We start from the raw sequence: 12,381 nt of genomic DNA, 5'->3' as shown, positions 1-12,381 counted from the left end.
TATGCCCCGTGCCGCACGCCTAGGGCCCGGGCGCCGCGCCTTTCAAGAAGAAGTCCACGGCCCGCACCACGCGCGCGTGGATGTCCGCGACGGAAACGGACGGTGGGTCCTGCTGGTACAGGCGCGGGCCCGTTTCTGCGGTGAGCAGCGCCATGAACTGCATCGCCATGATCTGGGGATCGCCCTCGCACGCCTCGCCACGCGCCATGGCGGCGCCCATGAACCGGGCCAGCGCGTCGATGCACTGGCGCGGGCCGGCACCGTCGAACAGCTCGCCGATGTTGGTGCGGCCCGCATCCGCCAGCACCATGCGGTACACCGACAGTGCGCGGCGGTCGTTCAGCATCACCTGCAGCGCCTCGTCCCCGAACCGCGTCAGGGTGGGCCGCATCGGGGGGCGCGTCTCCAGCGCCGTGAGCAGGTGGGAGGTGGCATCGGCCAGATGGGAGGTCGCCAGCGACTGCACCACGGCGACGAAGAGCGGCTCCTTCGACGGGAAATAACCGTAGAGCGTGGCCTTGGAGCCCCCGAGCCGCTTGGCCAGCTCGTTCATCGACGCCGCCTCGTATCCCACCTCTTCGAACAATTTGGCCGCCGCTTCCACGATGGCATCCCGCCGCGCCTGGGTCCTGACCCGCATTCGCATCTCCAAAAGTGAACTAACTTGTACTCTTTACTTGACAGGGCTCCCTGCGTGAAATCATACTATAGCGTACACACATGTTCAGTTATGAACTGGTTTCCGGGGCACCGACCCCGGGGGCTGGGACGTTTTCATCCACTCTTTTGCGGGGAACCCTCCAATGCATGCCAAAACCTTTTCGCGCCCCGCGGCGCTCCTGGCCCTGCTGTGCGTCGCGGCCCTGGCCGGCTGCGCCAGCACGCAACCCGTCGCCTACTCGGGGCTGCAGTCCGCGCCCCAGTTGCGGCCCAACCTGGAGGACGACACCGGCCGCATTCCGTACCGCGTGGCATCGCACCGGGACTGGGGCCAGTATTCCAAGGCGATCCTCGACCCCATCGTGATCTACACCGGGCCGGACCACCAGTTCGAGGACGTGCCCGAGGCGCACCGGCGCAAGCTGGCCAGCGACATGCGCTCGCAGTTCACGGCCCGGCTGGCATCGCGCTTTCAGATCGTGACCCAGCCCTCCCCCGGCACACTGCGCCTTCGCGTGACGCTCACGGGTGCCAAGCTCACCACCCGGGGCCTGAGCACGTTCACGCGCTTCGACATCGGCGGCGGGCCCTACAACCTGGTGCAGGGCATTCGCGGCAAGGAAGGCACGTTCACCGGATCGGTCAGCTACGCCGTGGAGATTTTCGATGCGGTGTCGAACCAATTGCTCGACGCCTTCGTGACCAAGCAGTACCCGAACGCGCTGAACATCGGCGCCACCTTCGGCACCCTGGATGCGGCGCAGGCCGGCATCGCCAAGGGGGCGGACGAACTGGTGGAACAGTTCCAGTGAGTGCCATGACCCGCCCCGCCCTCCGCCCCCGGCCCCAGCACACGGCACGCGCCCCCATTTCCACCACGGCCCCAAGGATTGCCATGACCCTGCCCACCCTCGTTCGCGCCGCGTGCGTGTCCTCGCTCCTGGCCGTTGCCGCGCTGCCCGGCCATGCGGAACTGTTCACTTCCATGGCGTCCAGCGCGGGGTCGGCAGCCTCCAGCGCGTCCGACTCGATCGGCCACTCCAGCGGCGGTGGGGGCCGCGACCGGCACCTGGCCGAGGGCGAATACCGCGTGATCGAAGTGGTGCAGGTGCCTGGCCGGCCCGATGCGACAGGCCTCAAGCTGCGCGCGACCGAAGCGGGCGCCCCGCACGAGTTCGTGCTGAACCTGCCACGCCAGGCGCAGGGCGCGCAGCCGCTCGCCGCCGGCGACCTCGTGCAGGCGCGGCAGCGGCCCTATGGCTTCGAGTTCGCGCGCGGCGACACCCGCGAAGCCTTCTTTCTGGTGCTGACCGACGACTGGTACGGGGAAATGGATTCCCGGCCGCTCGCCCTGTGATGCCGCCCGCCGCCTTGCCTGCCGGCGCACGTCCCCGGCAGGCGCTGGCCCGCTGGACCGGGATCGCCGCCATCGGCCTCGCGGCACTCGGCGTGGACACGCCGGCCCGCGCCGGCACCTGGGGCCTGTGCGACGCCCCCGCGCCCATCAGCGCCACGGACCAGGACCGCATGCTGCGCTTTGCCGCCGTGGTCAAGCAGGTGCTGGACGCATCGGGGCAGCGCGTGGCGCTGATCTCGCGCTCGGGCCTGGACCTGAGCCGCTTCGGGGTGCGCTATTCGCACGCCGGCCTCGCCCTGCGGCCGGACGCAGCCAAACCCTGGTCCGTGCGCCAGCTTTACTACACCTGCGACGAGTCGCGGCCCCGGCTGTTCGACCAGGGCATTCCGGGGTTTCTGATGGGCCGGGACGACCCGTCCCAGGGGTATGTTTCCATCGTGCTGCTGCCCGCGCCGCAGAGCGACGCGCTGGAGCGCACCGCCCTCGACCAACGGACGGCATTGGAGCTGCTGGCCGCCGACTACAGCGCCAACGCCTACCCGTTCAGCACGCGCTACCAAAATTGCAACCAGTGGGTGGCGGAGCTGATGGCCAGCGCCTGGGCGCCGGCCGGCAGCGCGGACCGCGCTGGCAGCACCCAGCCATCGCCGCGCGAGCGCGCCCAGGCGTGGCTGCGCTCGGAGGGCTTCCGGCCCGAGCCGATCGGCCTGGGATCGCACGGCGTGCTGTTCGCCGCGCATTTCGCGCCGCTGGTGCATGTGGACGACCACCCGAGGGACGACCTGTATGCGCTGCAAATGCGGGTGAGCCTGCCCACGTCGCTGGAAACCTTCGTGCACGGGCGCCTGCCGGGCGCCGAACGCATCGAGTTGTGCCACGACCGCCGCAAGATCGTCGTGCGGCGCGGCTGGCAGGCACTGGGCCCGGGGTGCGAGGCCGGGCCGCAGGACGACTCTATCCCCCTCGATCCCTAGATGGGGACCGGGCGGCGCGCCACCGGCATCAGTTGCGCTGGCCGCCGGTGATGTATTGCTCCATCTGCTCGATGATGAATTGCTGCTCCGACATGATGTTCTTCACCAGGTCGCCGATGGAGATCAGGCCCACGAGCCGGTTGGCATCGTCCACCACCGGCAGGTGGCGCAGGCGGTTGTCGGTCATGAGCTGCATGCACTGCTCGCTCGTCTGGTGCGGCCGCACGAAGCGCACGGCGCGGGTCATCACGTCGCTCACCTGCGTGGCGCCGGAGGTGCGGCCCAGCAGCGCGACCTTGCGGGCGTAGTCGCGCTCGGTCACGATGCCGGCGATCTGCGCGCCCTCCATCACCAGCAGCGCGCCGATGCCCTTGTCGGCCATGAGCCGCAGCGCGTCGAGCATCGAATCCGACGGCCCGATGGTGTGGACCTGGGCGTTGGGCTTGGTCTTGAGAATGTCGGCGACTGCGGTCATGGGGCCTCCCGTTGTGAAGTGGCGTGGATGGCCGCAGTTTCCGCCCAACCCCGGGTCGGGCGCAACAGGCATCACCCTGACTGGAACCTCTCAAAACCCCTGACCTGGAGAGCCCCAGGCCATGTGCGCATAGTGCAGCGCCTTGAATGCGCAATAGCGCCTGTTCAGGGGCCTGAGCCTCCGTGAGCGTGGGGCTTCGCGGCTCCACAGGTTCATGTTTTCGCTGTTTGCAGGCGCACCTGTGCCGTGCAAGTACCGGGTTCGGGTTTGAAGAAAGCATCCACGCCACGCTGCAGGAACGATGCCAGGCGCTTCATGTTGTAGCAGGCGGCCATCATCGTCATCCCCACCGTGGCGCGCGCCTGCCCGAACTTGCCCCCAGGTGGCGGATACCGGCGAACATGTCCTCCACCTTGGCCCGTTTCTTTGCGATCCGCTGGTTGCGTTTGTTCTGCCACTCACTCAAAGGTTTGCCTGCCCGGGCCCTGCGCTGCATCGCATCCACGAATCCCAGCACTTTCAGCATCTGGCGCCTTTGGCGGCTCGGCTAGGCTTCGTCCGCATGCACCGCCCGCCCGGTTGTGCATGTCCAGCACCTCATCGAAGTGGTGCCTGTCGTGCTCGCTGGTCGTGCCCGTTCTCGGTGGGGTAGCTAGGCCGCCTACCCTCGCGGCCATCGCCCCGCTCGACGAGGGCATCCACCAGCCGGGCCAGTTCTGCGAAGTCGATGTGCCGCGCGATCACCTGCAGCGGATCGCCCACCTCATCTCTCTTGTGTTGGCGCGAGGCCTCGGCGAACAGGTCGAACTTCAGGGCGCTACGGGGGTGATCATGGCAAAGGATGGAGCATGCGTTCTCGATCAACAAGGGACCGGATGGGTTTTGAGAGGTTCCCTACAGTTCGGCTGCGCCAAGGTGCGCTACAGGGGCCTGGAGAAAAACACGGCGCAGTTGTCGATGCTGTTTGCACTGGGCAATCTGTGGATGGCTCGCAAGCGCATCATGGCGCTGCAGGGATAGGTGCGCCAGCGGGGTGCCAAACTGGACATTGCCGAAGCACAAACAGGTCTGCTGTCCCCGTAAGACAGGTGCAAACAGGCAGATGACCCAGGCATCAGACGATGCGTAAGTTCACTGTTGCATCACGCTGGTCTGGCGAATGGGGTTTTGCAGACCATCCTTAGGCGGAGTGCAACTCTATGCTCACTCGGATGAGTGTCCCTGAGAGAGAAATAAGAGATAAAAAATACACCAGGGATTTAATAGAAAGAATTTTAGGGTGCATCCCCAAGAATTTGGCACTTCCGAAATAAAGATGCAAAGGATAATATCCGCCGCAAAATAAATCGTTAAATGGTTTAATTTAATCCAAAATCAAAGGTGCGCGCCCGAAGAAATGCCGATAAATCAGCAAGAAATGCCTGATTGTAATTTAGAAAATCACTTAATAGCTTGGCGGGCCGGTTCGACGTCGACTTGTCGGATCGATGGTATAGCTCAACTGCTTCTGAATCAGAGCCGGGATTCGATATTTTTAATATAACACTCTCTAAGCCCAAAATTTCACAAGACTTATCATAGAGTTTTCTATGCTCAAAAAAATGACGTGAGCCAACATAGTGCATAAAATCACCAAATATTCTATTTATAAAATCCTCGCCGCCTATTGCGACATTCTCCCCAGACCAAGCTAATAATCCAATATAAAAATTAACACTTTCTGAATTATTTTCGATCAACTGCAACGAAGAAATATATTCGTATTCCTTACTTTCGAAGGCCTTGGCTAAACCATAGGGCAGGTCGCCATAATGGTATAAGCATAAGGAGAGGGTCGGAGGCGAAGTGCTTTTTTCGGCTCTTTCTATCACTTGCTCAAGGAATTCCGCCCAAACGCGGCATCCTTGCACAACTTTATCACTGTCTTTTTTAAATGAAGTCCAACTGGGCATGAATCGCGGCGAGGACGTCCGATAAAGATAGAAAGCCCCCCCGCTTTCCAAATGCATGGCTTCACGAATTAGGGAAGGTCTGCAAAACCTCCCCGCCTGATCCTCCCCCAGCGCCAAGCATTCAAGACAATGGCGCCATGGATCAATACACCCTGGGCCTGGACCCACTGCCCAAGAAGACCCGCAAGGAGATCTTCCTCGAAGAGATGAACCAGGTTGTGCCCTGGGCAACGCTGGTGGCCCTCATTGCTCCGTTCGCCCGGGGCGCGCACCAGGCCCTGGGTGGCCGCCCTCCATTCCCCATCGAAACCATGCTGCGCATCCACTGCCTGCAGCTGTGGTGGAACCTGAGCGATCCGGCCATGGAAGAAGAACTGCACGAGCGGCCCCTGTACCGCCGCTTCGCCGGCCTCGATGGTGCAGCGCGCATGCCCGATGAGACCACCATCTTGCGTTTCCGCCATCTGTTGGAGAAGCACCAACTGGCTCCGCAGGTGCTGGCTGCCATCAACACCGGTCTGGCCCAGCAGGGCCTGATGCTCAAGACAGGCACCATCGTGGACGCCACCATCATTGCAGCGCCCAGTTCGACCAAGAACAAAGAGGGTGAGCGAGACCCCGAGATGCATCAGACCAAGAAAGGCAACCAGTGGCACTTCGGCATGAAGGCGCACATTGGCGTGGATGCCGACTCGGGACTGGTGCACACCGTCATCGGCACAGCCGCCAACGTCAACGACGTGACGCAGGCAGCAGGCCTGCTGAATGGCAAAGAAAAGCATGCCTGGGGCGATGCAGGCTACCAGGGCGTGGACAAGCGCCAGGAGATGCAAGGGAGCAAAGCCAAGGCCAAGATCAAGTGGCACGTGGCCATGCGCCCGGGCAAACGCAAGGCACTTGATCCCGAGCGGGAACTTCACAAGCTGCTGGACAAAGCCGAGCGCCTGAAGGCCAGCGTGCGAGCCAAGGTCGAACACCCGTTCCGCGTGATCAAGCAGCAGTTCGGCTACGCCAAGGTGCGCTACCGAGGTCTGGAAAAGAACACGGCGCGCCTCATGATGCTGTTTGCGCTGGGCAATCTGTGGATGGCCAGGAAGCGGATCCTGGCGCTGCAGGGATAGGTGCGTCTGCGGGGTGCCGAGGTGGCGCCGCAAGGGCTGAAACGGGCCTGTAAACCGTGCCAATCGGGCCTAAGCAGCGGATTGCGCAGGAATCAGGCGGACCTTCCGTTCAACATCAGGCTGTGCCGGGCTGACGAATGGGGTTTTGCAGACCTTCCTTAGCGATTCATCTGGCATCAGTTCTGAGTTGGTTTCATATCGACCCGCACGGTACGTCAACTTAGGTCGCCACCCAGTTGAGCAAATTGATGAAAGCTTTTCGGGATAGCCGATTTCGAAGCTGTCGTAGTCAACCTCTTCGAATTCCTGCATCCAACATAGGAAATTCTCACTGGGAGAATCAAGCTCTTCCCAATTAATTCCTGTTCTCGCAATAAAATTATCTAGGCTAGCTTTGTCGTTGTAGTCAACTGGCGCAGAGAAGAGAAAATACGCGCCATGCGGATTAATAACTTGAACTTTGTCGCCCTCATAGTCAACCTTCAAGATTATAAAGTCGACTATTGATGCCTGGCGGGCGGCATTAGCGATCTGAGCCAGAGCTTGGTCACGCTTTTCAGCATTCTCGTATAAATATATCTGCTGCATGCGTTCTAGGCTCAGCGGTCTTTCGAGGGTGACAGGGGTAAACTTTTTGACACTCGTCACCTCGCCGTTTGGTTCAGCCTGTATCACCAGCCCTTCTGTAGGTACTTCCACAGTCCGAAGATACTCAGAAAAAGGGACCGCCAGTTCATGCCAATCAGTAGAAATCAAAAGAACACGAATTCTCTCCAACTGAACGCCCAGTGTCGATTTCAAAAGCGCAACGTATTTCGTCAATTCATGGAGCGCTGCTCTAGCGGCTTGGTTACTTCGCTTTATTTCAATTACAACAAAATGTCCCAGCTCATCTTTGGCAAGTATATCTATTGCCCCCCAGCTCCTAGCGCACTGTTGAGTTTGAATTCTTTTTTTACTAAAGCGAGGTTCTGGTCAACGCAGCCTAAATTTTCGCTCAAGTAGTCTCTAATTGCCGATTCGTAAAGATTCATTTGGTTTACCGCTTATAAAGCTAGCTTCAATGCCCTCGGAGGCGAAGCATATTCAGTTTTATCGACATAGCTTACGGGAACCTCTCAAAACCCCTGACCTGGAGAGCCCCAGGCCATGTGCGCATAGTTCAGCGCCTTGAATGCGCAATAGCGCCTGTTCAGGGGGCCTGAGCCTCCGTGACCGTGGGGCTTCGCGGCCCCACAGGCTCATGCTTTCGCTGTTTGCAGGCGCATCTGTGCCGTGCAAGTACCGGGTTCGGGTTTGAAGAAAGCATCCACGCCACGCTGCAGGAACGATGCCAGGCGCTTCATGTTGTAGCAGGCGGCCATCATCGTCATCCCCACCGTGGCGCGCGCCTGCCCGAACTTGCCCCCAGGTGGCGGATACCGGCGAACATGTCCTCCACCTTGGCCCGTTTCTTTGCGATCCGCTGGTTGCGTTTGTTCTGCCACTCACTCAAAGGTTTGCCTGCCCGGGCCCTGCGCTGCATCGCATCCACGAATCCCAGCACTTTCAGCATCTGGCGCCTTTGGCGGCTCGGCTAGGCTTCGTCCGCATGCACCGCCCGCCCGGTGTTGTGCATGTCCAGCACCTCATCGAAGTGGTGCCCGTCGTGCTCGCTGGCCGTGCCCGTTCTCGGTGGGGTAGCTAGGCCGCCCACCCTTGCGGCCATCGCCCCGCTCGATGAGGGCATCCGCCAGCCCGGCCAGTTCGCCGAAGTCGATGTGCCGCGCGATCATTTGCAGCGGATCGCCCACCGCATCCCTTTTGTGCTGGCGCGAGGCCTCGGCGAACAGGCCCAACTTTAGTGGGCTGCGGGGTGTGATCATGGCAAGCGGAGGGGCAGGGTTTCTCGGGTCAGAAAGAGAGCGGCTGGGTTTTGAGAGGTTCCAAAAAGTTAGCGAAAAAATCGTGAGCTACGGAGAACCAGCGACTAATTAGCGCTTGTCTCATCGCTGGCGCTGCCGGACAAATGCACGCTGCACAGATACAGGCCCAGCAAGACGCAGGGTAGGAAAAGAAAAATGAAGGGCAAGAAGGCCGCTGTACATACCATGCCAGCCAATCCACCAGCCATCGGCCAGAGCAGGGACGTTCGCTCTTCCCTCAGCCAGGCGAGGTTCATCACGATAAGTGCCAACCAAGCGAAAGCAGCTGCAATTCCAAGGTAGAAACCCGTTCCCCTGACTGCCGAAGCGGGATCGGCGATCACGGCAACAATCGATGAGCCCACGATCATCGTTAGCGACAGCAAGACACCAACGCTGGAGAAGAGCCAGCACACAAGACTTATTGCCACTCTGCGACCGTCCTTGGTTGGTTCCATTTTGCTTTAAGTATCTGCTGTGAGGACTGACCACAATCAGCGTTCGCCAAGTCTTGGCACCCGCAGTTCACGTGCTGTCCATTGTCTTTGGATGCGTCACCCACCAGACCGCACCCATCCAGAATAAGAAGTAGGTCACGCCAGCCAATGCGATGGAAGCTCCTGGAGGCCAATCCAGCTTCGCAGCGAAAGCCAAAGGAACAACAAGGATGGCTGCCAACAGCGTTCCTTTGTTCTGGAGTTCCAAACCACCCGATGTGAGCAAAAGCGCCAAGAAGGTCGATGCGCACGCCAGTAAGAACGCAATAGCTGTCCGGACCCAGAACGGGGCGGTGATTGGTTTGCAACGGACGACACTCATTTGCCACATTCAGATTCAAGATTCAAAGGAAGTCCAACTGTGGCACATGAACGGCGGCTTGTGGCCGGATAGCTGCCTGCCGTGGCCGCTGCTTCCAGCATTGCCCGGACGACTTGCTGAGCGCTGATTCATTCTTCCACTGGGAACCTCTCAAAACCCCGATACCCGGCACTCAGCGCCCTTTAAATCAAAGACTTACGGCGCTCAAACTTGCAAATTCAGAGATTTTGAGAGTTTCCCTGCCGGAATGGGGCGGCAAAGCAATGGGTTGCAAACCCGGCCGCGCCAGTCCGCAGGGGCGCCGCGGGCCGCAGCGCCCGCCCGCCGGGCCCCCTCAGCGGCGCCCGCCGAGCAATCCGCCGCCCAGCTTGACCAGGTCCGACAGGCCGACCTGTCCGTCGCCGTCCTGGTCGAGCAGGCTGCCCAGCACGCCGCCGCCCAGGCCACCCTGCTGCTGGGCACGTTCGCGCTCATGGCCGAGGGTGCGGCCCAGGCTGCCGGCATCGAGCCCGCCGGACTGCACGCGCTGCGCGAGGAACGACATGACGATCGGCGCCAGCCACTGGAGCAACTGCCCCGCGTTGGCCCCCAGGCCCGTGGCCTGGCCGAGGCCGGCCTCGGCCTGCGGGCGCTGGCTGCCGAACACATGGCTCAGGATGTCGGCGCCCGAGCCGGCACTGCCACCGCCACCGCCGAGCAGCGAGCCCAGCAGCCCGCCCAGGTCCAGCCCGCCCCCGCTGCCGGTGGCCGCCGGCAAGTGGTCGCGCTGCAGGGCCCCCAGCAGCGCCTCGGCGCCCTGCGGCTGCGCAGCGTTGCGGCCCAGCGCGCCCAGCAGCAGGGGCAGCGCGGTCTCCACGGCGGACCGGGTTTGCGTGGCGTCGGTGCCCAGCTGGCTGGACAGCTGCTGGAGCGGCGCCCCTTGCAGCTGGGCCATCAGTTCATCGGCGAGAGAGGGGGAAGACGGGTTCATGGGCGCTCCTTCATTGGCGATTGGCAATGCGACGGCATTGCCGTGGGCGTAGCGGCCGGACATCGGCCCTGGGCACGAATGCTATCCGGGTGGCGCCGTCCGATCCCGGGCCGGCCCCGCGCCCGGCGATCCGCCATCAGCGCTCGGCCAGCGCAGGCCGCTCGCGCAGCAGGCGCCCTGCCGGTGGCACGGCCCGTGCCGCCTTGCGCAGCGCCACGGCATCCGGCACCGCCGCACCGCGGGAGCCGCCGTGCACGCGGAACACCTGCACCGCGTCCGACACGGTCTGCGCCTGCGACTGCAGCTCCAGCGCCGAGGCGGCGTTTTCTTCCACCAGCGCGGCGTTCTGCTGGGTGATGCCGTCCAGGTGCGCCACCGCGCTGTTCACCTGCGAGATGCCTGCCCGCTGCTCGTCGGCGGCGCTGTGGATCTGGCCGATGAGCGCGCCCACACGGCGCACGAGGTCCAGCGACTCCTGCATGGTCTTTTGCGCGCTCTCGGTGCGCTGGCGGCCCTCGCCCACCTTCTCGGCCGACTGGTCGATGAGCTGGCGGATCTCCCGCGCGGCGGTCAGCGTGCGCTGCGACAGGCTGCGCACCTCGGCAGCCACCACCGCGAAGCCCCGGCCCTGCTCGCCGGCCCGCGCCGCCTCCACCGCCGCGTTCAGCGCGAGGATGTTGGTCTGGAAGGCGATGGAGTCGATGAGCTGCGTGATCTCGCCGATGCGGCCCGAGGCGGCCTGGATTTGCTGCATGGTGGCGGCCACGCCGTCCACCGCGCCGCTGGTGCGCTCGGCCACGCCCGTGGCCTGGCGCGCCAGCTCGGCCGCCTGGCGGGCCGACTCGGCCGTGTGCTGCACGGTGCCGGTGATCTCCTCCATCGAGGCCGCCGTTTCCTCCAGGTTACTGGCCTGGGTTTCGGTGCGCGCGGACAGCTCTTGATTGCCCTGCGCGATGGCGCGGCTGGACACGCGCATTTTCTCGGTCTCCTGCAGCGCATCGCGCACGATGGACTGCAGGTTCACGTTGAGCTGGCTCAGCGCCTTTTGCAGGTCGCCCACCCCGTCGGAGCGGCTCACCCGCATGCGCTCGGTCAGGTCGCCGGCCGCCATGCGGTTGGCGGCGCGCACCATGTCCGACAGCGGCACCACGGCCACGCGGCGCACGTAGGCAAACCCGGCCAGTGCCACGCCGGCCACGGCGGCCCAAGCCGCTGCCGAGAACAGGCCCTGCTCGCCATCCACCAGGCCCGCCAGGAAGGCGGCCACCAGCACCGTGAAGAACGCCATCGCCACCTTGCCGCCCACGCCCACCTGGGTCCACTCGGCGATGCGGCCCATCGGCGTCAGGCGCACCACGCGGCCCGCGCGCAGCGCATGCACCGGACGGCCGGCCTCGGTCTCGGCGCGCATGCGGGCATAGAGCGCATCGGCCGCCTGCACCTGCTCGGGGGTGGCCTCGGTGCGCACCGACAGGTAGCCCACGGGGCGGTCGCCCTCCATCAGCGGGGTGACGTTGGCCATCACCCAATAGAAATCGCCGTTCCTGCGCCGGTTCTTCACCGCGGCCGACCAGGGCCGGCCCTGGCCGATGGTGTCCCACATGTCGCGAAAGGCCTCCTCGGGCATGTCGGGGTGGCGGATCAGGTTGTGGGGCTGGCCCAGCAGGGCATCGCGCTCGTAGCCGCTCACCTCGATGAACATCGGGTTGCAGTAGAGGATGCGCCCTTTCAGGTCGGTGGTGGACACCAGGGTCTCGCCGGAAGGAAACGGGTATTCCTGCGTGCTGACCGGAAGATTTCTTCGCATGGGAAGCCTTTCTGGAGAAGAAGCTTTGTCTCGCATAGACGGTGCGGCACGGCGCCGCAGGCCACTGTCTTGGGAGCAGTGCGGCCGATGGTAGGGGCGGCATCCCGGCTTGTGGAAAGCTTTCGGCCGAGGCTTGATCTGGGTCAAGAGCGCAGGGCCCCGCAGACGCGGGGCAGTCGTTTACAAGCCACCCATTTGCTATTTATTTAATAGCAACAAAGGCAATAAATACGGCGGCATAGAGCCCTTTTTGCCCCAAAAACACCGTTCCGCCCCACAGAAAACCGCCGCGACACCGGCAGGCCCTCGGCATGGCGCCGGACCGCGGCTTCACACTCCGCT

The 12,381-nt window shown here is 63.0% G+C and carries 12 protein-coding genes and 3 pseudogenes; 6 read left to right on the top strand and 9 right to left on the bottom strand.

Features of this window, described 5'->3' with window-relative positions; translation table 11 throughout:
• Positions 1–19: 19 nt before the first annotated feature.
• Positions 20–640, bottom strand: coding sequence for a TetR/AcrR family transcriptional regulator (locus M5C98_RS07630; protein WP_272551968.1), 621 nt, complete (start codon positions 638–640; stop codon positions 20–22).
• Between the two features lie 163 nt (positions 641–803).
• Between M5C98_RS07630 and M5C98_RS07625 the strand changes: the two genes are divergently transcribed.
• The 3 genes from M5C98_RS07625 to M5C98_RS07615 all read left to right on the top strand — a co-directional run bounded on the left by M5C98_RS07625 (position 804) and on the right by M5C98_RS07615 (position 2,991).
• Positions 804–1,472 carry a DUF3313 domain-containing protein gene (locus tag M5C98_RS07625; RefSeq protein ID WP_272551967.1) on the top strand — a complete coding sequence of 223 codons (669 nt, stop codon included), beginning with the start codon at positions 804–806 and terminating at the stop codon, positions 1,470–1,472.
• 83 nt (positions 1,473–1,555) lie between these two features.
• Positions 1,556–2,017: a hypothetical protein gene (locus M5C98_RS07620; protein WP_272551965.1), complete on the top strand. Its 462-nt coding sequence runs from the start codon at positions 1,556–1,558 to the stop codon at positions 2,015–2,017.
• The gene (locus M5C98_RS07615) at positions 2,017–2,991 is read left to right on the top strand and encodes a DUF2145 domain-containing protein (RefSeq protein ID WP_272551964.1); all 975 of its coding nucleotides are present in this window, start codon (positions 2,017–2,019) and stop codon (positions 2,989–2,991) included. The genes M5C98_RS07620 and M5C98_RS07615 overlap by 1 nt, the downstream gene beginning before the upstream one ends.
• Before the next feature lie 28 nt (positions 2,992–3,019).
• Here the strand turns inward: M5C98_RS07615 and M5C98_RS07610 are convergent, their stop codons facing one another.
• Both M5C98_RS07610 and M5C98_RS07605 read right to left on the bottom strand, forming a co-directional pair.
• Positions 3,020–3,466 (bottom strand): CBS domain-containing protein, encoded by a 447-nt coding sequence (locus M5C98_RS07610; RefSeq protein WP_272551962.1) that lies wholly within the window; start codon positions 3,464–3,466, stop codon positions 3,020–3,022.
• A gap of 212 nt (positions 3,467–3,678) precedes the next feature.
• Positions 3,679–4,309 (bottom strand): annotated as a pseudogene (locus M5C98_RS07605) (hypothetical protein).
• Between the two features lie 54 nt (positions 4,310–4,363).
• Between M5C98_RS07605 and M5C98_RS07600 the strand changes: the two are divergent.
• A pseudogene (locus tag M5C98_RS07600) lies at positions 4,364–4,486 on the top strand (IS5/IS1182 family transposase); the annotation flags it as partial.
• A gap of 338 nt (positions 4,487–4,824) precedes the next feature.
• Here M5C98_RS07600 and M5C98_RS07595 read toward each other — a convergent pair.
• Positions 4,825–5,418 (bottom strand): hypothetical protein, encoded by a 594-nt coding sequence (locus M5C98_RS07595; protein ID WP_272551961.1) that lies wholly within the window; start codon positions 5,416–5,418, stop codon positions 4,825–4,827.
• 137 nt (positions 5,419–5,555) lie between these two features.
• Between M5C98_RS07595 and M5C98_RS07590 the strand changes: the two genes are divergently transcribed.
• On the top strand, positions 5,556–6,539 hold the full coding sequence (locus M5C98_RS07590) for an IS5 family transposase (protein ID WP_272547916.1): 984 nt from the start codon (positions 5,556–5,558) through the stop codon (positions 6,537–6,539).
• A gap of 69 nt (positions 6,540–6,608) precedes the next feature.
• Here M5C98_RS07590 and M5C98_RS07585 read toward each other — a convergent pair whose 3' ends face one another.
• From M5C98_RS07585 to M5C98_RS07575, 3 genes and pseudogenes are all read right to left on the bottom strand, one after another.
• A complete protein-coding gene (locus M5C98_RS07585; protein ID WP_272553198.1) occupies positions 6,609–7,451 on the bottom strand; it encodes an endonuclease NucS domain-containing protein in 843 nt (280 codons plus the stop codon).
• Positions 7,452–7,780: 329 nt separating this feature from the next.
• Positions 7,781–8,404 (bottom strand): annotated as a pseudogene (locus tag M5C98_RS07580) (hypothetical protein).
• A gap of 104 nt (positions 8,405–8,508) precedes the next feature.
• Positions 8,509–8,901: a hypothetical protein gene (locus M5C98_RS07575; protein WP_272551960.1), complete on the bottom strand. Its 393-nt coding sequence runs from the start codon at positions 8,899–8,901 to the stop codon at positions 8,509–8,511.
• A 209-nt stretch (positions 8,902–9,110) separates the two neighbouring features.
• On the opposite strand from M5C98_RS07575, the gene M5C98_RS07570 reads away from it, so the two are divergent.
• Positions 9,111–9,389, top strand: a complete 279-nt coding sequence (locus tag M5C98_RS07570; RefSeq protein WP_272551959.1) for a hypothetical protein — start codon at positions 9,111–9,113, stop codon at positions 9,387–9,389.
• A gap of 207 nt (positions 9,390–9,596) precedes the next feature.
• Here the strand turns inward: M5C98_RS07570 and M5C98_RS07565 are convergent, their stop codons facing one another.
• Both M5C98_RS07565 and M5C98_RS07560 read right to left on the bottom strand, forming a co-directional pair.
• Entirely contained in the window at positions 9,597–10,232 is a 636-nt protein-coding gene (locus tag M5C98_RS07565) for a DUF937 domain-containing protein (RefSeq protein WP_272551958.1), read from the bottom strand.
• 136 nt (positions 10,233–10,368) lie between these two features.
• Entirely contained in the window at positions 10,369–12,039 is a 1,671-nt protein-coding gene (locus tag M5C98_RS07560; protein ID WP_272551957.1) for a methyl-accepting chemotaxis protein, read from the bottom strand.
• Between the last annotated feature and the right edge of the window lie 342 nt (positions 12,040–12,381).

The organism is Acidovorax sp. NCPPB 3576 (assembly GCF_028473605.1).
Classification (GTDB): domain Bacteria; phylum Pseudomonadota; class Gammaproteobacteria; order Burkholderiales; family Burkholderiaceae_C; genus Paracidovorax.
Note: the sequence above shows the minus strand (reverse complement) of the source record. Positions and strands in the feature narration are given on the sequence as shown.